Source organism: Neptunitalea lumnitzerae (genome assembly GCF_027924185.1).
Classification (GTDB): Bacteria; Bacteroidota; Bacteroidia; order Flavobacteriales; family Flavobacteriaceae; genus Neptunitalea; species Neptunitalea lumnitzerae.
Genome location: NZ_BRVO01000001.1, coordinates 185,280 through 208,538, shown reverse-complemented (window position 1 = coordinate 208,538; position 23,259 = coordinate 185,280). Strand labels below are relative to the sequence as shown.

20 protein-coding genes are annotated in these 23,259 nt (G+C 33.1%); 4 read left to right on the top strand and 16 right to left on the bottom strand.

Annotated elements, in window-relative coordinates; translation table 11 throughout:
- The first annotated feature begins 195 nt into the window (after window positions 1-195).
- Window positions 196-771 (top strand): hypothetical protein, encoded by a 576-nt coding sequence (locus tag Y10_RS00870; protein ID WP_281763468.1) that lies wholly within the window; start codon window positions 196-198, stop codon window positions 769-771.
- A 56-nt stretch (window positions 772-827) separates the two neighbouring features.
- A complete protein-coding gene (locus tag Y10_RS00865; RefSeq protein WP_281763467.1) occupies window positions 828-1,889 on the top strand; it encodes an LptM family lipoprotein in 1,062 nt (353 codons plus the stop codon).
- Between the two features lie 50 nt (window positions 1,890-1,939).
- On the opposite strand, the gene Y10_RS00860 is transcribed toward Y10_RS00865, so the two are convergent.
- From Y10_RS00860 to Y10_RS00850, 3 genes are all read right to left on the bottom strand, one after another.
- Entirely contained in the window at window positions 1,940-2,437 is a 498-nt protein-coding gene (locus Y10_RS00860; RefSeq protein ID WP_281763466.1) for a hypothetical protein, read from the bottom strand.
- Between the two features lie 150 nt (window positions 2,438-2,587).
- The gene (locus Y10_RS00855; RefSeq protein ID WP_281763465.1) at window positions 2,588-4,756 is read right to left on the bottom strand and encodes a DUF3857 domain-containing protein; all 2,169 of its coding nucleotides are present in this window, start codon (window positions 4,754-4,756) and stop codon (window positions 2,588-2,590) included.
- A 12-nt stretch (window positions 4,757-4,768) separates the two neighbouring features.
- Window positions 4,769-6,691, bottom strand: a complete 1,923-nt coding sequence (locus Y10_RS00850) for a transglutaminase-like domain-containing protein (RefSeq protein ID WP_281763464.1) — start codon at window positions 6,689-6,691, stop codon at window positions 4,769-4,771.
- A gap of 877 nt (window positions 6,692-7,568) precedes the next feature.
- On the opposite strand from Y10_RS00850, the gene Y10_RS00845 reads away from it, so the two are divergent.
- Window positions 7,569-8,435, top strand: a complete 867-nt coding sequence (locus Y10_RS00845; protein WP_281763463.1) for a pseudouridine synthase — start codon at window positions 7,569-7,571, stop codon at window positions 8,433-8,435.
- 214 nt (window positions 8,436-8,649) lie between these two features.
- Here Y10_RS00845 and Y10_RS00840 read toward each other — a convergent pair whose 3' ends face one another.
- From Y10_RS00840 to lspA, 5 genes are read right to left on the bottom strand one after another with little or no spacing between them, the layout of a single operon-like run.
- A complete protein-coding gene (locus tag Y10_RS00840) occupies window positions 8,650-9,201 on the bottom strand; it encodes a hypothetical protein (RefSeq protein ID WP_281763462.1) in 552 nt (183 codons plus the stop codon).
- Between the two features lie 55 nt (window positions 9,202-9,256).
- A complete protein-coding gene (locus Y10_RS00835) occupies window positions 9,257-9,790 on the bottom strand; it encodes a hypothetical protein (protein ID WP_281763461.1) in 534 nt (177 codons plus the stop codon).
- Between the two features lie 59 nt (window positions 9,791-9,849).
- On the bottom strand, window positions 9,850-10,503 hold the full coding sequence (locus tag Y10_RS00830) for a hypothetical protein (protein WP_281763460.1): 654 nt from the start codon (window positions 10,501-10,503) through the stop codon (window positions 9,850-9,852).
- A complete protein-coding gene (locus tag Y10_RS00825) occupies window positions 10,503-10,907 on the bottom strand; it encodes a hypothetical protein (RefSeq protein WP_281763459.1) in 405 nt (134 codons plus the stop codon). The genes Y10_RS00830 and Y10_RS00825 overlap by 1 nt, the downstream gene beginning before the upstream one ends.
- 60 nt (window positions 10,908-10,967) lie before the next feature.
- A complete protein-coding gene (gene lspA, locus Y10_RS00820) occupies window positions 10,968-11,471 on the bottom strand; it encodes a signal peptidase II (RefSeq protein WP_281763458.1) in 504 nt (167 codons plus the stop codon).
- 225 nt (window positions 11,472-11,696) lie between these two features.
- On the opposite strand from lspA, the gene Y10_RS00815 reads away from it, so the two are divergent.
- Window positions 11,697-11,900 (top strand): hypothetical protein, encoded by a 204-nt coding sequence (locus tag Y10_RS00815; RefSeq protein WP_281763457.1) that lies wholly within the window; start codon window positions 11,697-11,699, stop codon window positions 11,898-11,900.
- A 291-nt stretch (window positions 11,901-12,191) separates the two neighbouring features.
- Here Y10_RS00815 and Y10_RS00810 read toward each other — a convergent pair whose 3' ends face one another.
- The 8 genes from Y10_RS00810 to Y10_RS00775 form a co-directional block, all read right to left on the bottom strand.
- Entirely contained in the window at window positions 12,192-12,653 is a 462-nt protein-coding gene (locus tag Y10_RS00810) for a hypothetical protein (RefSeq protein WP_281763456.1), read from the bottom strand.
- A 122-nt stretch (window positions 12,654-12,775) separates the two neighbouring features.
- Window positions 12,776-14,515: a VanW family protein gene (locus Y10_RS00805; protein WP_281763455.1), complete on the bottom strand. Its 1,740-nt coding sequence runs from the start codon at window positions 14,513-14,515 to the stop codon at window positions 12,776-12,778.
- Window positions 14,516-14,551: 36 nt separating this feature from the next.
- On the bottom strand, window positions 14,552-14,986 hold the full coding sequence (locus Y10_RS00800; protein WP_281763454.1) for a hypothetical protein: 435 nt from the start codon (window positions 14,984-14,986) through the stop codon (window positions 14,552-14,554).
- A 107-nt stretch (window positions 14,987-15,093) separates the two neighbouring features.
- Window positions 15,094-15,753, bottom strand: a complete 660-nt coding sequence (locus tag Y10_RS00795) for a hypothetical protein (RefSeq protein ID WP_281763453.1) — start codon at window positions 15,751-15,753, stop codon at window positions 15,094-15,096.
- Window positions 15,754-15,819: 66 nt separating this feature from the next.
- Window positions 15,820-16,323 carry a hypothetical protein gene (locus Y10_RS00790; RefSeq protein ID WP_281763452.1) on the bottom strand — a complete coding sequence of 168 codons (504 nt, stop codon included), beginning with the start codon at window positions 16,321-16,323 and terminating at the stop codon, window positions 15,820-15,822.
- Between the two features lie 181 nt (window positions 16,324-16,504).
- Window positions 16,505-18,718, bottom strand: a complete 2,214-nt coding sequence (locus tag Y10_RS00785; protein WP_281763451.1) for a BspA family leucine-rich repeat surface protein — start codon at window positions 18,716-18,718, stop codon at window positions 16,505-16,507.
- A gap of 248 nt (window positions 18,719-18,966) precedes the next feature.
- Window positions 18,967-22,377: a T9SS type A sorting domain-containing protein gene (locus Y10_RS00780; RefSeq protein WP_281763450.1), complete on the bottom strand. Its 3,411-nt coding sequence runs from the start codon at window positions 22,375-22,377 to the stop codon at window positions 18,967-18,969.
- 195 nt (window positions 22,378-22,572) lie between these two features.
- A complete protein-coding gene (locus Y10_RS00775; protein ID WP_281763449.1) occupies window positions 22,573-23,154 on the bottom strand; it encodes a leucine-rich repeat domain-containing protein in 582 nt (193 codons plus the stop codon).
- Window positions 23,155-23,259: the final 105 nt, after the last annotated feature.

The window sequence follows — 23,259 nt, the reverse complement described above, 5'->3', positions numbered from 1 at the left end:
CGATGCTTTCTAGGGGTATTCTTAATTATAACTATTATTTAAAGTAATACTTACAGTAAGTTTTAATTGAGAAATGAAGGCTGTTATTTGTTGATTTATAGTGTAGTACTGTTAATAATATAATGGTTAAAACGTATGTATAGAGTTCTGATTTAAGTATTTTAGAGGAATACTTAAACCTTTAAATCTTCTATAATGGCAGCGCAACAACTAACCATTTTTTTTTCAGAGAAGTATCCTGAAATTCAGTATTCTTTTAAGGAGCTTGGGCAAATAGCCTTGCATAAAATTTCTGAAGACCTTACGGTTTTAAAAATTTATTTCACTGGCTTACAACTACAAGATACAGGTAATGATATAAACAGTAGTGTGGAGCAATTAGTAGAAGTGATGTTAACTAATTACCCAGTTAATTATGCAACTTTGAAGGAGTTAGATGGGCAAGTTGTTACAATTAAACATGGATGGACAAACCATGAAACTTTTACCATGCTTAGTATTTTAGATGGTGAACCAATAGGGCATAGTACCATTAGCTTTAAAAAGGTTGAGAAAGATATTTTTGAAATAGTCTGGAACGGTATTTGGGGAGAAGAAAATAATGAGCGGAATATGTTAGCTTTGTGTTTACGTGCTCAGAAACGGGATGTGGTGGTAACGCCGTTATGTATGCATGATCAAGAGTTGTTAGAAATGCATGAAAATGAGGTTACTCATCCCGGTCAAAAAATGGTGAAGAAAAACTGGATGAAACGGTTGATGCCACTTTGAACAAAAGGCAAACAGCGATTAATAAATAGGGTTAGGGTACCATAGTGATTAAAGAAATGAAGGTTACAAAGTTTTTAAGTTTTTTTGTGTTGGTTGGTATACTTAGTTTATTAAGTGGTTGTGGTAGTATTCAATTACCAGCTCCTTCTACATCAAACAATCAAAAACAACAATTTAGCAGTGAACTTAATAAGGGAAATTCCCTCTCTTATACTTCCATGGTTACAGCAGATAGTTTTTTGAATTTCACTGGTATTGCCTCGAGCATAGGTTTACAGATGCCTTTAGAGTTACCTAATTCTAAGTATGATTGGATTGTAACTATTGAAGCTTTGGAAGATAAACCTTTTACAGTGGCTCAGGTTAATGCTATGACGCGATTGTTAGCGAATGATTCTAACGTATACATAACTTACATTGGGGATACACGTTGGAAGACATACCAGGTTAAGAAAACAGATGAGTTATATGGTAAAGTGGCTATAGCGCATAAGTTGTATTCACCGTTGCAGCCTGAAGGGTATACGCAAGCCATTTTAGAAGCTTATAAATTGTTTATAGAGGCAAATTTGAGTAAGCTAAGTTTTAAGCACAAAAAGTATAATTATACAGTAACTCAAGCCGTAGATGTATCGCATAAGATAGCTTGGTTTGTAGCTAAAAATCAGCAGTGGGCTGTTATAAAATTAAAAGCGGATGGTGGTTTTAGTGACACCGATGTAAGGCGTACAATGGAATCTTTAGGATTGGTTAAGGGTTTTAATGCTCATCAGTTTTTTTGGAGGAATACTGATTTTGAAAATGCAGATACTAATTATATGACGGTTTGGACACCGGAACAATCTATAGATAATAAGGGGGCAGTAACAGAACTTGTTTTTGGTTTTAGTATTCCTCGCTCTATGGCGCCTTTAGAAATATATAATGCCATGCACAATATTGTCTTGTATACGCAACAAGAATTAGGTGGTTTTGTTGTAAACAAATATGATGAGCCCTTAAACACAGCAAAGGATATAGTAAACATAAAAACAATTGTAAAAAGCTTACAAGAGGAAGATATGCAACCGGGTACAGGAGATGCCTTATATGTATTTGAGACTACTTATACTAAATAATAATCTTTGATTATGAGATTACCTGTTTGGTGTACTTTTCTTGAAGTTGGTTACTGTAATTTTAGGTACATACCACTATCTTCCATAAGGGTTCTAAAAGCTGGTAATTGATTGCCTAGAGCCTCTTTAGGTATGATGTATAAAGCAGTTTTTTCTCTAAAAATTACAAACCAATTATCAAATTCTTCTACAATATAGGATGGATCGTAATTTTCTTCGAAACTACTTACTTCAGAAGCCGATTTAACACTAACCTCGTCAAACTCAAAGGAAATTGTTTGGTGCAGTCCATTGCGTTTGTAAAACCCTTTACGATGGTTGTAATATAAAAAAGCGGGCATTACCACTACTATGGCTATACCAATAAATAAAAACCGCGTTGCTGCAGGGTCTTCTGGTTGTACTAGTCCTAAATAATTAATAAGAGCATAGATAAAAGTACCAATACCTCCTAAGGTTATAAGTCGCATAGAAGTTTTACGATACAAAATCTTAAAAATTAGTTTTATGTAATCTTTAAATTCAATTTTAGAGGTAAAAGCTACCATAATAATCCTTTCGTAATTTGCGGCAATATAAGTAAGTATTTTTAGAGTTGCTACCGAAATAGCTGGTAAAAATAATAGCCGCTACTAAGCGGCTATTATTTGATAATATTGATTTAAATATCATATTCTATAGGTGTGCCAACGTATAAATTACTTTTTAGATAGTAATACTTTGTTGTTAGACGCTTCATTAGCAGCATTTAAGATTGCTACTAATTTTGGCCAGTCTTCTGCTTTTTCAAAATTATGAGCGTGTATCTCGGTTACTGTCATTATTACTTGGTTGCCTTCTATTTTAGCTTCGCATGTAAAAGAACCAGCTTCGTTTTCAAAAGATTTATTTAAGTTGTCAACTGGTTTGGCTACATAACCTTCTGGAACTGTAAAGCGAACTTCAGTAATTAATTTTTTAGCATATTGTTGATATACATCTAAGGTACGCTCTTGATCTTCTTCTTTAATAAGTATTTGGTTACCCATTAATTTTCCAATTTCAACAATTAGGTTTGGTCCTGCTTTTTTAACAAACTTGTTATTGATGTCAAAACTTTCGGAATACACCATAGGGTCTTTTAATCCGTAGCGTCCGGTACTATCTATTTTATACTCATAATTAGTAAGTTCATCTTCTAGTTCATAAAATTCTTTAGCACCCGCTTCAAACCATTTTTTCTGTTTGTCTTTATGGTCGGCTTCAATAGCATCAAACGCATCTCTTAAACGCTGTTGTCTTTTTTTAGAACTAAAGAATTCAATAAACGGAGTAGATTTAAAATACTCATAATCCTCATAAACATAATCTGGGTAAATAAAGTAATATGATTGCCAACTAGATTTTCTATGTCCAATTGCACTACGTTTTGTTTTAAGTTGAAGTCCTTTAAAATCGTCAGTTAAAGAAGCTTCAATAGTATAATCTGTTACATTATCTTCTGCAGTAGATACTGGTAGGGTTTGTAATTCAATATCTTTTAAACGCTTGTTGTCAAATTTTAAAAAGTATACCTCTGTACCCTCTAAAAGCGGAGAAATTTGTCCGGCATCAGAATTTAGTTCAGGATTGGTGAAGTATAAAGTTGGTGTTGTATGTGTTTTAATAATTAAGTTTACATTTTCTGTAAACAATAGCTCTTTTATATCTCCATCATAACGCTTTTTAGCTACAATAATATCATAACCAATATCCATTTTCTCTAAGTTAGAGGCGAACATATTAATAAAATGGCGGTCGTTATTAATCATTGTTGGAGTCCACTTACTCATTAGTTTTTCTACTTCTACCAATTGTTTATCGTAGGCATAAAATGCCATTATATTATTGGTAAGGTAGTGATGTCTCATGAAGTAATATAAGTCTACTACTTGATCTGCTTTGTTTTCAAAAAATAGATTCTTATACCTGTCATATTTCCATTTGCCAACATCTAACCAGTCATCATAAAGGTTAATTACTTCTTGCTTGCTAACAGTGCTTTTAATAACTTTTTCGTCTTCTGGTAAAAAAGCATAGGTTCGGTCTTCAAATTTACCGCTACGAGCAAAAACAGCCTGAAATTTATAGGTTGGCATTTGTACTAACGGAAAAATATAGCGTTCAGATTCAAACTTAGGAATATCGTGCGCCACTAGCTCGTACTCACGTAAGTTACGTTCGTTGTTAGGTATTTGTTTTAGTTCTGGTGCGCCATTAAAGTTCTTGAATGTAATAAAGAAGTCGTTCTCTGTTTTTAGTGTTAGTTTATAATCTACAACAGGGTAGTCATCGGCTAAGGTTTCTTCTTCTGGGGTAAATTTCACAGCCTCTTTAGAAACAAATGATTCTACTACGTATACATAAAAATCTAAAACATCCCCTATTTCTAAGTTACGTATAGCTACTTTGTATTTGTCGTCTTGTTTAATTGCTTCTTCATCTACATCAATAAATTCTACAGTTCCGTCTGGTTTAATTATTTTAACGGCCACTACACGGTAGCTCTTTTTAGAACGTTTACCTTTAGAAGATCTAAAGAATTTGTTATATGAAAACTCTGAATAATTTTCTACTGCTGCTGCATCTAATAGTTTAATACGCTTTCTTATAGAGGTAGTAAATGTTACATTCTTAGCATATTTGTGGTAGTCGTAATTCTGATTCTTATAAAGAATAACGGCAGATTCATTGTTCCATTTTTCAGGAATATCTACCACATCTTTATAAGCATCATTTGCTCCCCAAAAGTAGTCTTTAGCTTCTTGCTTCACTTTTTCAGGTGTTTTCTGAGCCATTAGTACACAGGGCATAAGCCATGCCAGTACTAGTAAATGTTTTAATTTCATGAGTATGTTTATTTATATTTTAGTTAAGGTTATTTGTTCTTGATAGAAAGTAGTTAGCTTTTTATGAAAGTCATTCCATTCAGTAAAATGGTCTTTTGTTATTTTATCTTTCTTGAAGTTGAATTTTTTGTTGTAGAAAATTGTGTTTCCTTCTTGCTTATAGGTAAGGGATGCCGAGAATTCGGGTGTGTCTACAGTTAAATCACTAGGTAGGTAAGTAGCCTTATAACCTTCGGGTATAGTAAACACCACAGCATCATCAATTTCTTTTTTATAGTAAAAACAATAGTCTGTTTTTCTTTCAGAAAAATCCATAGATTCATAAGGGTTTGCAAATTCTAAACCAATGTACATTTCATTACCGTAAGCCATGGTGTAATTTTGCAATGTAACATCATAATCCATAGTTATTTCAGCATCTCTATCTGTAAAATCTGAAGTAGTAGGGTTTATAACCTTTACATTATCATTGTCTTGGTAAGATAAATAGCTTTTTAAAAAATCTTCTTTATCGGTATTTTCCAGCGTATGATAAAATTGAAGTAAGCTCGTACGGCTTTCTCCTTTCATTACACGGTGTACTTTTCCTTTTAGGGTTTCACCTTCTAAGGCTAGCTCCATGTTTGTAGTAACTTGGTTTTGAATTGAGTTAGTTACAGGAATTCTTTCTAAGATATAAGAATCACCATTTTCAATTAAAACCTGTCTGTTTTGTATACGGTTTGCATATTCTCCAAAGGCATTGTAATCTTCTGTACCATCTAAAAAGATAAACTTACCATTTAAGTTAACCGCACAAATCATATGGTTATCTACCGCTAGGTTTGGAGTGCTATAATCATAGGCAATATGGTTGGTTCCTATCCAGCATAAACGAGCATCATACCCAGCTTCTGTAAGCATGTTTTTGGTTAGGTTAGCCATTCCTTTACAATCTCCGTAACGGTTATTATATACATTAGCCGCTTCGTCTGGTTTAAAGCCTGCAATACCATCTTCAAAAGCTATGTACCTAATATTGTCTTGAACCCAATAAAAAATGTTTTTAATTTTTTCCTCATCGTTTTGAGCATCTTTGGTAAGTTCTGCAACTTTGTCTTTAAAATCGGTATGGTTGTTTGCCAATTCCTCTGTTAAAGATTTGTACCAAGCATATTGGTCTGCAGTAGACTCAAATAACTGCTCTTTAGTACCCTTTTTAGTATGTGATTTTGCCAATACCAATAAATGCGGATATACATAACTAAAGCCTGGCATGCGATTCTCTTTGTATTGAGATGGTAAATTTTTAGCAATGAAAGTATATATGGTATTGTCACCTTCTTCAGTAACTGTTTTTTCAATACCATAGTCACCAAAGTTTACTTCTTTAAACTCAATAGAAAGCCAAGACGGAACTTCAATTACAATTTTTCGGTTGGCAACAGGGTATTGGTCAGAAAAAGGTAAAGTAGTGAAGTACTTAATATCTTTAAACTCTTTGGTAATTTCAATGTTATATTTAGAACCAAACATAGGAAAATCTATACTAAAAAGTTTTACCCTAACATCGTTATGAAAAATGCCATTACTACTATAAGCTTGGTCATTTACGTTTAAAAAGAAGTTGTTTTTGCGGTTAGATCGGGTGGCAGTTAGTTTAGTGATTTCTGATTTACCATCGTAAAATTCGTAGATAGGAATATCTGCTCTAGTACCAATATTTAGTATAGAGTACTGTACATCATTTTTTACAGTTACTAAATTATTGGAATTGTCAAAGTCAAAGGTAACATGGTTTTCGTAATAATTAATAGCAAGATCATCATCGGGGAACTTTGCTTTTAAATCGTTAGCCTCTACAATCTGTTCTTCTTTTATCTTTAATTTTTTTTGTGCGTTAGTTTGAATGTAAAAGAGCGAAAAAATTGATAAAAATATAAGTGTTTTATTCATTGTGTGGTAGGTTTTCAACAAAAATAATATTTTCTATGAAAAACGATAATTGTTGCACCATATTTTATAAAATATTGATAATTAATATTCCTTAGGTGTGAATATGTAAAGTAAAATGGAAGAATTTTATGTTTTTTATGTAAGTAGGGTAAAAGCTGCGCAGTTCATGTTGGATGATAAATTGAAAAATTACCTCTTGTGTAAATACAGTTAACAAGAAGCTTTATACGGTACAGTTCCTACGCAGCATGAAAAAAACTACCTTATTTAAAAAAATGCATTAAAACTAGCAAAGCAGTCTTAATGTCTCTACTCTTCTACAAATATAGCAGTATAAAATTAAAAAATTTTATTATATACAACTTCGTTATATTTAAAACAAAATGAGGTGTAAAATGGTATATTTTGCTTACAGTTTAAAAGAAAAAAAAGCTGTGCACAAATTAAATATAAACCATAGTTTTTGCGCCTTTATACCATAAACCCTTATTGTCCCCACAACCCTAGGTAATTGTTTTTAAGGTGCACTTATAATTTATATTATTTGTAACACAGCTGTATTTGCAAACTGCTTTTATAAACTCATATATTTCCTCTATCACAAATGTTCAGCATTAGCTTAAGCGGAAACAAAAATTAATTTAATGAACTTTTGTACTTAAAAAGTACATGAGTTTATTATAAGATGGTATATGTTTAAAATGGTTGCGTTAAAAAAAATATTTTTTTTGTGTTTATAAAAAAGTATGGTAGTTATTGGGTTTTTCAACAGTATTTGTTATCAAAAAATCTGGTTAAAAAGGTGTGTTGTCGTATTTTTAGCTAATAGGTCACTATTGAGTATAACTTCTATGTATCTTTGCACAAAATAGAATATATGAGTAGAAATGATAAGTCGTCAGGAAATAAGTCTGGCAGACAGGGTGGAGGAGCCAAGAAAAAGAGCTTTGCTAGGGGAAATGCACCAATGAAAAAAAGTTGGGATCGCACAAGACCAAAAGGAGCACCCAAGCAAACGCCTAAGAAAGATAGTGACGGAATTCGTTTAAATAAATTTATTGCTAATGCGGGTATTTGCAGCCGTAGAGAGGCAGATGTACTTATAGCAGCCGGAAACGTTACCGTTAATGGTAAATTGGTAACGGAGATGGGGTATAAAGTACAACCAACCGATGAGGTAAGGTTTGATGGTAAACGTATTGTGGCAGAGCCTATAGAATATGTGTTGCTTAACAAACCAAAAGGGTTTATTACTACCACTGCAGATGAGAAGGGTAGAAAAACAGTTATGGACTTGGTTGCAAATGCAACCAGATCTCGTATTGTACCAGTGGGTAGATTGGATAGACCTACAACTGGGTTGTTGCTATTAACAAATGATGGCGATTTGGCTAAGAAATTAACGCACCCAGCATCAGGGGTGTCTAAATTATATCATGTGGGGTTAGATAAAAATTTAACCATGGCAGATATGAATAAAATTAGAAACGGACTTACTTTAGACGATGGGCCAATTGAGGTTGATGAAATTAGTTATATAGATAATGCAGGTAAACGTGAAGTTGGTGTACGTATACATAGCGGACGAAACCGTATTATTAGACGAATTTTTGCTCATCTAGGGTATGAAGTTGTAATGTTAGACCGAGTACTGTTTGCTAACCTTACCAAGAAAGATTTACCTAGAGGACATTGGCGCTTCTTAACTAAGCAAGAAGTTATAAATCTTAAGAATTTAAAATAATAGAAAAACCCCTGATATGTATCAGGGGTTTTTATTTGCTTCACTTAAACACTTGTAAAACTCTATTAAAGAGTTGTTCACTTAATTATGATTTAATTATTCTTTTACAAGTTGCATAAAGTCTTAGAAATGTAAATAGTAAAACCCCTATTTAGTTACTAGGGTTATACCTTACATAGTATAATGCTTCCTTTATTTGCTAAGGAATTTCTACCTATATTTTCTGCAGGTCTTTTAAAGACATTAACATGGCCTCCATTTGTGCTTTGTGTTTTTCTTTACTGCTTAGTAATGTCCAGGTAAGAACTTGGTAATAGGTGTTTTTACTCTCATAAGTGCCCAAATAATAATAGATTTCATTGCCTTCTTCAGTAGCTGAAAATGACTGAATGATAGCTGGTAAATTGTTTACTTCTGTAGTTGAAATGGCTATTTCTTTATATTCTGCCAAGGCATCTTTAAATGTTACAGAGCAAAGCTCATGGTAGGCTTCTAAATCTTCAGGGTATAACTCTAATGCATTGTTTTGTTCTAAAAGGTCTTTTAGTTCCTGCTTGTCTTCGTCTAAAACAATAACATATAATTCTTTAAACTGATTTTCATAAGACAATGAAGCATCTTGATTGAGCATAAAACTTTCCTTTAAAAACTTAGGAATGGTTAATGAATATTTGTCTTTAATGGTAATAGTTTGTACTTCTTCACCAGTAGTTTTAGAACATGAAATAGCAGTTAGAATCGTAAAAAAAATGATTAGTTTTTTCATAATATTTTAATAGGAATAGTTTTTACTGAAATAGAAGCGTAGAGCTTAAAATTGTCTATCTTATTTCTTTGATCTTCTCTTTCATTTGTTTACGAAAGTAAAAATACATAAAAAAGTAAAAAGGCATTCCAATGAGTAGATAGACCAAAGCTCCTTCAGGACCATAGCTATCTCCTAATATTTTAAAAAATTGTCGTTGATTTATAAATGACAGAATTATATAAATAAAATACAATGCTAGAAAAAATATAGTAAGTACTAGAAATAAGGACACCAAACTGTCGGATATTGAATAAGAAAAACGGGTTATAATTTTAAATGCAAATACCAATATATAGCTAACAAAAGCAACTTTAGAGTTTTTTCTATAAGCTTGATACTGCTCGTTGGCTTTTTGGTAAGTTCTGTTTTCTAAGTTGCCAGTTAATTGCAAATCTATTTTAGTAATACCTCTATCTTCTAATATATTGAGAGCTAGTTCTCTTAATTCTTCTGTGTACCCGTACTGATGGTAATTTTTAACCACATCTATCAGCTTGTTGGTAGTAAGCCTGTTAAGGGTATTGTATTGGTTGTTTAAAGCTTCCATGTGGTAATGTTTGCTTACCAAGGTACTAAATAATTAAATGGCAAATAGTTATAAAGGTGTTAAGGAATGCCGCCTATATAAACATCCCCTTTTTTAAAGGCATATGAATTAATTTGATTGTTATATGCCGTATTAATGCGAGTTAATCTATGTGTTTTTTTTAATTCACTTGTAAACCATGATTTGTGAGATGCAAACTCTTCTGTAGTCATTCCCCAACTATCTTGGCTACCTAAGTCACTGTCTGTTAAGAAATCTTCATCCCAGCAATGTTCCCAGTCGAAATTAGCTAAGGTATCAGCTAACTTTCCGTAATTTACTAATGGAAATGCTTTATTTATGGTAGGTTTATAAAAGGTTTGGTTGTAAAAATGTTGCATATCGCCAATGGAACAAACTACTTGTGATAGGAAAAATCTTGGTTCGTATAACCATATTTTTAAGTAATACGGTTGGCCTAATTCATTAAGTGTTTGCTTCCAGCTGTCGTGTATAGTAAGTAGGCCTTCTAGCATTTTAGCCTTTGTTACTCCGTTAGGTTGTGGCACAGCACTGTTGGTAATGGGAATACTGTACCAAGGAGCTACCCATATTTTGCAATATGAACGTTGAACAGTTTTGAGGTAATTTATATCTAGGTCTTTATTGCTTTCTACCCAGTCATCTATACGTTTCCATTTTTTTCTATGTCCTCTTATTTTTCGGTATCTCATTATAATAGCTTCACGTATCCATAAGAAAAACCGTTAGGTACATCTTCTATAAGTATAATACTATTTTCATCATAATCTATTAAATAATAGGTGCCATTATCTAGTACCATAGCACTCATAGCTTCGTTTAATAAATCAGAATTTTTAACTTCTAAATGGTAATTACCTTGTATGGTAACTTCACCGTTAAAAATAAATGTAACAGTATTACTAGTAATGGTTAAGCTACCTGTAGAATTAGAATTATCTGGAGTGTTATATATATAGCCCGAACCACCTTGGGTTACTATCCACTCATAAGTGCCTACAAGCGAACTAGAGTCTAGTAGAAGGGTATCTTCACCATCATTTGAGCAGCTTATAAATACAAGTATTATTAAAAGTAGGGTGGTTATTTTTTTCATTAAATGTTACTTTTTAAGTAGATACAAATTCTAAAAATAGGTTGCGTATGCCTTATTATATTATGATTGCGCTAATTCATGTTTTGGTCTAAAAATCCATTGCGATAAAAGCAATAATCCTCCTAAGGTAACAGATACATCTGCCATATTAAATACACCTGTGTGCAAAGGTCCTAATTCCATATACATAAAATCGGTTACCGAATCATACCTAATACGATCTATAATATTGCCTATACCACCACCTACAATAAATGTAATGGCTATAAATTTTAAGTTGGTATCGGTTTTATGAATGGCATAGTAAAACATATAAATCAAAACTAAAATAGGAAGTATTTGAAATATAATGAGCTTAACAAAAGGTGCGAAGTTTTGACCAAAACTTAGTGCTGCTCCTGTATTTTCTACTTTAGTGAGTATAAAATTGGTGCTTATAACTTCAATATACTCATGACTATCAATACTTCTTCTAACTTCTTTTTTTGTTAATTGGTCACAACTTACATTAGCTAGTACAAGTGCTAAGCCAACAAATAATTTTAAGTATACTGCTCTTTTCATATTAGTTTATCACGTGCTATAGATAAGCACAATAGGGTTTTGGTTACGAAAATAAGTTAAATCCGCTTAATTATTACGTTAGTTGCAATAAATTGTTAAAGAGGAAAGGTTTTTTGTGGGAAACTAATAAAATTATGCTAATGATTGGTAATGTGGTGTTAATTTGTTGAAAATGTGTTTTTTAGATTTATATATTTGGTAAACAAACCAGAAAAACTAAAAGTTATGATTAAAATATTTGGAATAATAATGGCCATAGGAGGTGCAATAAGTTTAGTAATGGGCATCATGGGTATTTTTGGTAGTATGAGTTTGTGGGTGAGTCCTTGGGCCTTAAGTATACTTGGTTTTATCTTTTTTATTTCAGGAATATCTCTACTAAAATATAGAAAAGATACCGATGTAGTACAAGCTGAAAACAGAAATTAAATAAAACATTTTTTAGAATTATAAAAAAGCTGCTATGAAAAGAAAGCTCCCGTGAGGGAGCTTTTTTTAGTAAGTAAGGTACTTCATTAAAACACATGAAGTTCTAAAACTCAATAATTGTAAAAGAGTTATTAAAAATTGCTATTAAATTTATCTTTTGCCTTTCTTAAAAACATATTGAAACTTTTGTAAGATTGAAGTTCATAATTAGTGAAGGGATATTAGCATTTTTGATTCGGTGTTATTTATGTTTAATATGCCTTCTATTTATGTAAAACTGATGGAAAGTAATTATTGCTTTCTTTTGAATTTGAAGTCAATTACAGTAAATCCATTTTTCCAAAAATGTTTAGCATTCTCTGCAGACCAGCATCTTATTACTCTCCCATTTTCATCATATCCACAAAATGTTTCATCCCAGTTCGGAGATCGTGCCATATTGTAACCGTAATCTCCATCGGCTTCCGGTATTGCAGGGTCTATTTTTACCCAAGCATAAATGTCTGGGTCTCCATTAGCTTGAACTTTTAAAATAATGAAATCGTTGGCATGTAATTTCCCGGTTCCTTCCCATTTGTAACTTCCGTTAATAATAGGTTCTCCTAATAAGATACTAAAACGCCATTTTGCAGTAACTGAAGATATATCTGCATTACCAAAAGCTAGGTTATACTTTGTTTTAGAACCTTCCCCTTGGGCAAATAATGTAGCGGTACCAATTATGCATACACATAATAGAATAAATTTTTTCATAATTAAAACTTTAAGTGAGTGAAATTGATTGTATTTACTTTCCAAAAGTAGTGGGTATTCTGGGCTTACTGTAGAGGGGAATCACTAGAAACGTTATAGGGAAACCCCTAAAAAATAAAAAATTAAGGTAATAATGTAGTTACCGTTGCTTTTAAAGCATTATAATCTCCAATAGAAACAATATGCAAGTTTTTATTTGGTGGTAATCCGCAAACAGGCGTGGCAACTACTGGTATGTTATACGCCAATGCCTTAAGAAGTTGCCTAGGTTGATGCTCTACATAAGCAGGATATATGACTAAGCCGATAGTACTAAAATCACCATCAAAATAAGAAACCTCAATATCTTCCCAGAAGTTTGTATACTCCGTAGCTTTGCCCGTTATGGTAATGGCAAAACCTAACTCTTTTGCTAATTGTTTTACTTCATAAGCTCCTTTTCTGCCTACACCAGAAGCAGGTAAAAGTATTTGTTTGCCTATTGGGGTATTAAGTACACTAGCAGGATTTACCCACGGAATTAATTTTGTTTTATGGGTAAATAAAGCAGCTATACCTGTGTGAGGAGTTATAATAGTTTGGGCTTGTGTAAGTGCTTTATTTTCTAGTTCAATAAGCGTATGGGGTGCCCTAAAGTCTTTCAGAGTTTCACTGTTAGGGTATAAAGCAAATGCCTTGTCTAGCTGCTCTTGTAGGTACTCCATAGGTAAGCGTGTCATAAGTACATCAAAGGTTCTACCTCCTAAAGCACCTGAAGCATACACAAAAGGTAATAGGTTTTGTTGTATTACTAAATGCGTACTTTCTATGGGTATGCGTTTTGCTGCTGCTTCTGCAAGTTTTTTATCTAAATCTAAGCTAAGCTCAAAAGGGTTTAGTTTTTTCTTGAGTCCTTTTCGCATTTTTAAAGCACGGTTAATCCCCTGAAAAGTAAGTGCTTTTGTGTTTTTATGATTTGGTGTACTCCAACGGTATCGGTTTGTTTTAATATATTTTTTATCGGGTAAGGGTTGCAAGTAAAAGTCAGTAGTAGTTGCATTTTCTTTTAAGTAGTTGTTAAACTCTTCCCAGTACTCATCTAGTACATATGTAGTAATGCCGCTTTTTTGCTTGTTACCAACTCTATTAGGGTGTTTAAAGCAAGCCGTATTGCCGCAAGAAAAACAATCGTTAAGTGAAACCGATGTACGCGACCCCATTCTAGGAATTACACGGTTAGTATCTTTAGCAGTACTTTTAAAGGTAACTACTAGCTTGTTGCTGGTAAGTAATACTTCTATTCTAAAAGGGGTAGTGGCAACAAATCTAAGATCGATGTAATTCCATTTTACAGTGGCATCTCTGTCTTGTTCTGCCAAAGAACCTTTTACTACTTTGGTATGTCGGTGCCTTTCAATAATTTCAAAATCTGCTTTAAGAGCTGTATCGTATAAGGCATTAGATAATTGGCACAAGCCTCCTGCAATGGTTGGTACTATACAGCCTTCTCGTATTTCACGGCCTACTACATAACCTTTTCTTTTGGTAGGTTTCCCAATGTGTTGCCAAAAACTAAATATTTCATTGGCAGGTACCTCAAGTCCGTTAAGTTTTTTAGCGGCAACCCGTAAGTTCTCAATTTTGCCTGCTGTTAAAATCCAGTTGTCATTAGTGTCGTTAGGATTCCATAAATCGCTTTCAGAAAAAGCAATCACGGGTTGATTTACTAATGCATTTGTAAAAGGAAATTCTACAGTTTTGTGTAAAGTATTTGCCCAATAACGTTTTGCTGTAAGTACACTTATTTTAGTTTTAAAAATAAGGTCATTTTTAAAGCTGTGCTTTTCGGTTAATACTTCTCTGTCTGACTTTTCAGGTTGCATACACAAAATAAAAACTAAGGTAGTAATTCCGTAAAATTAATTAGGAACACGAAGTGTAAAAGTTTTATGTGTAATATCATTTCCTAAACAGATATTGTTATCGTCCGATTCATCATCGTTACCACGGTATGGCGCCTCTACATATAGCTCTACAGTAAAACTAAACGTACCTGTTTCTTGTGGGGTGCCTTCAATAATTAAAATATTGTCATAGGTCCAATATTCCAATCCATAAGGTAATTCACCTTCTACATCAAAATCGTAGTAATAGTTTAAATCGTCGGGGTCATTTTCAATTTCAGCTTCTATTTCAGTATAGTAATAAGTGTTAACGTTACCTTGTGGTATACTAGCTGTTTTAATATTGGGTTTTGCTGGCCAGAACAAACAATCTTCAAAAAATTCGGCACAACTAGTAGTTAAGGTTGCAATACTTATGAGGGAAATGCATAGTAGGAGTGTTTTTTTCATGGTAGGTTTAAAATATGATGGTCTACTTATTAAACGATAATGTAGTAAAAATGTTACAAGTTTTAATAAAATCTTTCATTTCATTATTTCTAATTTTCAAAGAGTACTTATTCAGAATGCTTCAAAGAATAATCAGGATTAAAAGGTGGGGGCGGAGGCGGTGGTATTCTACCCATTTTAAAGAAGGTTATTTTGTTATATACAAAGTTATCTATCCATGCTCTTTTGTAGGTAGCTGTTTGGTTATAAGAAGCCCCGAACCATTGAATGCAAAGACCATTTTTATAGCTATCTAGCGCTTGGTGTACATTAGATAAAATTGTTTTATGTAATGTAAGTGGAGTGTTGGGAGCTATATTTATGGCTATCATAAAGTTTGAAGCTTTTCTGAGCATGTTATCGGGGTCTTTATAGCTTCTTAAGTGAATACGAGATGTATCTCTTTTTATTAATTTTGTTAGTAGGCTGTCTTTTAAAGTATTAATCTTTATAGTGTTGTATTCTAAAAAAAGCTGAGCTACACTATCTGTTGAAATGTCTATAGTATTCAAAAAACAAGCTGGTGGACTTTGACTCCATTCTTGTTCTCGTAAAGTAAAATAAGTATTCCAAGCTTTTTTAACGTGAGAAGGATGCTCATTTTCTATTAAGTATCTGGCTATATCCCTATATTCAGTTGTGTTTTTTACAGTACTCCATTCCTTTTGGGTACTACAAGACACCAATACAACTAAAAGTAGGGTTGTATACAGGTATAGTGGTCTCATAGATTACTGATTAGGTACCCTGAACATTCCAAATACTATGCCACTTAAAGTTGTAATCTTTAAAAGTTACCCCTCAAGTTGTTTTTCAATATAATTTTTAAGCTTTCCTTTTTTCTGCAGCTTTATAAGTTTTTCAATGGAGCCTATTTTACCTAAAGCGCTTTTATTTTTTTCGTAGAATATAATCACATGTTCTGTGCCGGCAAGCGCACAATCTAGCTCATTATTGGTATAATTATGGGTTAAGCTATACTTGGTCCATCCACTCATAAATACCATAAAGCATTCGGGATGCTCCATGTAGGGTACTAATCCGTCTGACACAACAATATCTATGTACGGGGTACCACTCATCCATTCTAATAAAAAAGCATTTACTTTTTTGCGTTTGTCGGTTTCGGTATTTACTGGGGTATAGGCAGCCCAATCTATAGCTTCTAAAACTTTGGTTTCATAGGCTTTATAATCAGCTTCAGACTCAAAAACAGGATTTACAGGTACTTCTATTTCTTGCCCATACACAATGGATTTGGCAACCAATAGAAAGGAAAAGATGAGTAGTTTTTTCATGATGAATAGTTTTAAGTAGTTTAAAGTTAAGTAATTAACTTTTATTTTTATAGCTTACCGTGTTAAATATAATAGTGTTTTTGACTATTTTGTATAAAAAAATCCGATAAGCTAGTTACCGGATTTTTTTGATTCGTAAAGTATAATCTAATTGAAAGGCTAATTTGTTAGTTATTATAGTTTATTTCTTTACTAATTTTTTAGTTACAATACCTTTATTAGTGGTTATTTGCACCATATAAATTCCTGTTGCCAAAGTATTCACATTCATGGTACTTGCTTTTGTGTTTAGCACGCGTTGTCCTTGCAGATTATATATGGTAACTTGTTTTATCTGTAACCTGTTCTGGCTAGTAATAAACAATTCATTGTTTACTGGGTTAGGGTATATGTGTATGTCTTCTTCTAGTTCAAAATTATCAGTGGCTAAATTACAATTTGTGGCTACTGTATCTCCCGTAATGGTCCAGCCAAGTGAATTTACTAAGTAGTCTCTGGAATTAATGTCACAATACTCAAGTCCATTAGAAAAAAGTAATGTGCCAGGTATATTATGAGTGGCTAAGTTTTCTAATAAACTATCATAATTAGCTATACTAATGGCTGTGTTTTCTACAAAACGTCCCATAGAATTAATAGATGTGTTAAAAGACCAATTAGCAAATGATTGGTTAAATGATAATGCACCTTCGAACATAGAAGTCATAGATGATATATTAGAAACGTCCCAATCATCTAGCGGTTGGTTAAAACTTAAAGCTTCATTAAACATACTATTCGACCAAATTACCTGTGAAGTGTCCCAATTGTCTAAAGGTTGATTAAAGTTTGAAGTATTAGCAAAGGTACCTCTCATGACAGAAACGTTGCTTACATTCCAAGAATTTATATTTTGGTTAAAGTTTGTGGCACTAGAAAATAAACGTTCTATTGTAGTTACATTTGAGGTGTCCCAATTGTCTAGTGGCTGATTAAAATTTTTGGCACTAGCAAATGTTAAAGACATATTTGTAACTTGAGAGGTATCCCAATTATTTAGCGGCTGGTTAAAACTTGTGTTGACATAGAATGTAGCGCTTAGATTGGTAACTTGTGAAGTGTCCCAATTATTAATAGGTTGATTAAAGTTTGAAGCTTTGCAAAAAAGATATGACATATCTGTAACCTGCGAAGTATCCCAATTATCTAGAGGTTGTGCAAAGCTAGTAGCTTCATAAAACATGTGACTAATGTTAGTTATGTTAGAAGTATTCCACATGTTAAGCGGTTGATTAAAACTTGGATTTTCACAAAACATATATGAAATGTCTGTAACCGTAGTAATGTCCCAATTATCCAAAGGTTGATTAAAGTTTGTATCTCTAAACATTCCCATTAGTGAATTAGCGCTGCTAATAATCCACATATTTAAGGGTTGGTTAAAGTTTTCTGCTTTCCAAAAAATTTCAGAGAAATCAACCACATTGGAAACATCCCAACTATCTAAAGGTTGATTAAACTGTTTACAGCCTTTAAAAGTTCTTCGAAAATTTATAACACTAGAAACATTCCAATTGTTAAGTGGCTGGTTAAATTCATCTATATCCATAAACATACCTTCCATATTGGTTACGTTAGCCACATCCCAGTTATTCAGCGGTAGGTTATAGTGGGTATCTGCAAACATATATTCCATATTAGTTACGTTAGATGTATCCCAATTGTCTAGGGATTGATTAAAGAAAATGGCGTTATAAAATGAATAACTTAAATCCGTTACATTAGAAATATTCCACATGTCTAGCGGGTAATTCATTCTTGTATGATAAAAAATACCATTCATATTAGTTACATTGGAAACATCCCAATTATCCAAAGGTTGATTAAAATGTGAAGAGTTTCTAAACAATCCTTGCATATTGGTAATAGTAGAAACATCCCATGAGTTCAAATTACCACCATCTTCTATACCTGTTGCTAAGAACATATGTCTAAGACTAGTTACGTTGCTTAAATCTGGTGAATCGGTTGCATTTAATTTCAACTGGTAGCAACCTCTAAACATATTATCCATAGTAGCCCATTGTATATCTCCCCATTGTTCAACAGATTTCAATTCATTGTTGGATAAGGGTATACCTTGATACTCAAAATATAGTGAGGGAAAATCTCCAGAAATACTTACTGTGTAAGTACCTGGGGTACTATACGTATGAGATATGGTACTTGTTGCATTCTCTATAGTACCATCACCAAAATCAATGGTAAAATTATAAGTATAAGCAGGATGCGTAGGGATTGTGATTACCAGTCCGTCAGCTGAATTTGGAGTCCATGTGGTAATAAAAGGAGCTTGAGCATTAGCTATAAACAAATTGGCTAAGGCTATAAATAGTATCAAGTAAAACTTTTTCATAACAGTAAGTTTAAATGTTATTATTCTGTTTACTTGGGATTATATACTATAATAAAGATACGATATTTTATCTTTAAAGTGTTGATTTTGAGCTTTTTTTGATGTAAAGAACTGAGAGTAACAGTCATAAAAAAGCCGGTAATACTATTACCGGCTCTTTAATTTGTGAGAAGCCCAAACCTTGTAATCCCCCCAACTTAGGCTCCTCGGTGTGTAGAACTTATAAAGTTCTGCACTTACTTACATTACTACTGCTTTATAATTCTTTTAGTAACTACTTTATTGTTTCCGTGTATTTTTAATAAATATATACCAGGGGCTATATTGTTAGTTGCTATATTGTTAGAGAAAGAAGTGTTTATTAATTGCCCTTGTAAATTGAAAAGTTGTAACTTTTCAATTTCCACGCTTCCCGTAACAGTTACTGCAGTGGTAGCTGGGTTAGGGTACACTTTTAAAGTTTCTAACTCTTCATCTTCTAATCCCATTGTGTCTTGTATAGTTACAATAGCTGTTGCAGTAGATTGATTATTACTACTGTCGGTTACTGTTAAGGTAACGGTGTAAGTACCAATTGTAGTAAAGGTATCTTGGTCTATTGTGATACTACTAACAGAACAGTTGTCTATAGCTGCATCAAGAACAGCTTGTGGTGGTATAGTAAAAGAAGAGTTTCCTGCTAAATCAAACGTTACATCATAGGTAGTTACAGTAGGTGCTAAGTTATCTACCACTGTTACTGTAGCATTTGTACTGTCTGAATTACCAGCCTCATCTGTTGCAGTGAAAACTACTGTATTGGTACCTAGATCATCACAGTCAAAACTTGTAATGTCTAATGCTAACGTTAAATCTGTTGTAGCAGTTGTGTTATCTGTAGTACCATTATCAATATCTTGTGCTGTAATAGTAGCTTGCCCGTTAGCATCTAAGTATACTGTAATATCTTGTACCGCTAAGGTAGGGGCATTGATATCTGCCGGAGCAGTAGCATACTCATAAGCACCTAAATCAATGGTTCCGTTAGAAATACGCGGGTTTCCTGCAAGATCTAAATTTAAGTTGTTCCAGCTGTTAACTCCCATGTCTAGTACATCTACAGAATTAGTAGTAGGCATATATGCTGCATCTAAATTAGGATTGCTGTCACTTAATAAAATAGTAGAGTACGGAGAAAAATTAGGATTAACAAGATTAATAATATCTCTGTTTAGTATTAACCATTGACTATTACCTTCATTACTTTTAGGATTACTGATATCGGTATCACTAACAAGAACATTACCATTACTTGTATATTGATTATTCCAAAAAATGGTATTTAAAATTGTTAATACATTATCTTCAGCAATTGGTGAGCTTTGCGTGATAAGGTTAGGAACAGAACCGTTGTAACTATTTAAATTATCAACCAGTGTTCCGTTGGTTAGGGTAGTTGTTATACTAGATGAGTTACCTCTTCTAAACCAAATACCACCCCAATCAGAACTATATGTATTATTAGTAAATTTAAAATTAGTAAGTGATACTTGTATTTCTTCATTTCCAGAACTTTGTAAAAGCATTAATCCATTTTCTGAAAGATTTGAATCTATATCAATATTTTCCATCTCAATAGTATTTGTAAAGTTACGGAAGTCAATAAAAACTCCTGATGAGTAATTATCGGTAATTTTACAATATCTAAGCGTTAAATCTGAAATGGTAGTACTGTTATTGTTAGTGTTAATAATAGGGTTATTAGTACCATCGGCATGTGCTCCAGAAAATATAAATCCTTCTATTCTAACATCATTAGCAGTAATATTAAGCAGATTAGCAGAGTTATCAGTTCTATTATTAGTAAAGTCTCCTGTAATATCATTGCCTAAAAGATCCCCAGTTATTACTGTGGCATTGGTAGTAAATATTAAGCTATTATCTCTGTCGTTTAGAGAAGACTCTGTTCCTGCAAAACCTCCAAGTATAGTAAGGTTATCTAAGTTAATAGTTAAAGGTATACTAGGGTCTGTAGCATGTGGAGTATAGGTTCCCTTAGCAACATATATTACTGAATAAGTAGTACTTGCTACTATTTGAGCAATAGCTGCATCTATGGTTGTAAATGCATCAGCCCAAGTAGTTCCATCATTATTTCCGGTAGCATTGGCATCTACAAAAAATGCAACTCCTGTTGTAGCTGTAATCATTTCTACATTTTGTATGTTGTAACTAGGACAATTGTAGTTAATGTAAATATCGTAAGTTGTATTTTGCGTTAATCCTGAAAATAAATAAGAAGTATTTGTAACTCCGGTAACAGTTGTACCACTAGATATTGGTTGACCTGTTGGTACAATAGTTAACTCGTAAGGGGCAGTAACTTCTGGACTTCCTTGCCAATTTACATTTAAGTTAGTTGTATTCAATGGTGTAACTACTATATTGTCTATGTCACAACTAGAATATTCATATGCTCCAATATCTAAACTACCTAATTCTCTAGGGTTGTTATCGGCATCGGTACTCATGTTTGTTAATAAATAAGCGCTATTTGCCGCACTAATTGCAGGTGAATTAGTAGCTAGATGATAATCTCCATTATTATAATCTTCAAAAAGACTGCTATTCGTCTCATTATTTGCACCAAAATAGCTGTGGTTACCCATGTTGTTAGCAGCATTAGGTATAGCAGTTGCGTTATTGGTTAAATCTAAACCTGAAGGTTTGTTAATAATGTTATTGTATAACTGAACCGAGTTCTGAAATGTAGACATTATTCCCCAAGCGTTTTCAATTAAATAGTGAGGAGAAGCATATGTATTATTAACAATAGTGTTGTTTATTAAACGAACGTCACAAGGTAGTGCTAGGTCTATTAAAAAAATACCACGGGTACTAGATGTATTTTCAGCTATTAAACAACTTGTAAAGTAAATGTGTTTTGTATCATAACTAGAATTTGAATTATCCCAACTGTCATAAATAGCCTGAAATAGGTAGTAAGAACGGTTGTTTACAATGCTACAAGCATTAAATTGCACATCTACACTACCGTAATAGGTTGCATTTTCCTGTATATAGTACAGCGTATTGTTATTGGAGTAGTTATTTTGAATAATACAGTTATTAAATACGGCATTTGTATTCATCTCTATTGAATTCTCAACGCCAGCAAATTGGATTACACCACCATTTCCGTTTAATCCACCACCACTATTAGTGTGTGCTTCTTTAAATGTCAGTCCGTCAAATAATAAATCAACAGAAGCATTTACACGTACTAAGTTGTACGCATTATCTGCTACTGCACTAGCATCGGCACTACCATTCCCTAAAGCATCACCAGAAATAATAGTTACGTTAGTTTCTGGGTCGCGCTGGCTTAATTGAGTTTCGGTACCGTTGAAACCACCATACCAGTTATGGGAGTTGCTAATTTCTAAGATACGTTCATTACGGTCGCTGGCATTTGCTATATAGGTGCCTGCGGCAATCCATATATCAGCTCCGTCAGGCGCATTGTCCTCTGCCTGCTGTAAAGTTGTATAAGCATTTGCCCAGCTAGTACCATTGGCAGTACCTGTAGCATCTTGCTTTACATAATAAGTACTTTGCGCTTGTAAGCTTACCGAAGTTCCTGTAAGAACTAAAAGCAATACGAGTAAAAGTTTTTTCATAATTCTCTTTTTGTATAATTGATTTTATACTGCAAAACAACACACAACACCTATTATAAATAAGAGTGACTTTCTGAATACCTTGATTTTTCTTCTGAATGAAATAAAAAACTCGTCTTGAAATAAGACGAGTTTGTAAATTGATATATTTTTTGCTCTGCTTAATTCTGCAGACAAACATGTTATGTAAGTGTATTAAAAACAATCTGTACCATAAGTAGCATCACTGTCTTTATTCCATCCTGTTGTAGGTACTGGTAAAGCATCTACTTTTATACAAGGTAAGTAGATGTTTGTTTGTATCTCCATACGTGTCATGTTAGCATTGTTTCCGTTTGCTAAATTAGCTTCTGTTAATGCATTAGAATGACATTTGAAATCGGTAAGTTCGGTTAAGTTAGAAACATCAATGCTTGTTAAGCTATTCTGTTCCAATAAAAGTTGAGTAACTTTTGTGTTATTAGAAACATCTATAGTTGTTAAGTTGTTGTTGTATAAAGAAATACCTGTAGCGTTAACAAAATACGCTATCCCAGTAGCATCTTGTATGCCTTTTGATGGTGCAACAATACTGCCTGTAAAGTTTTCAGCTTCTAGTTCTTCTATCTCTGTATTACCGTTGGTATTAATTGCAGGGTTTTCAACCAAGGCAGCTTTAAATGCCTCATCCGGAAAATAAAGTGCTTCGCCAAAATCTGTGATAGTGGTTTCTTCATCATCGCTACACCCAATAAATACAGCAGCTAAAAGTAGCGCGCCTAAAATAGTTTTTCTCATAATTGTCTTTTTGTAAATTTTAATTTGTGGGGCAAAAAAAAAGTAAAAAAAGACTAAAGATGCTGCTACTTTCCGAATGGGTGGTTTTTCTTTCTAAAGCGTAAA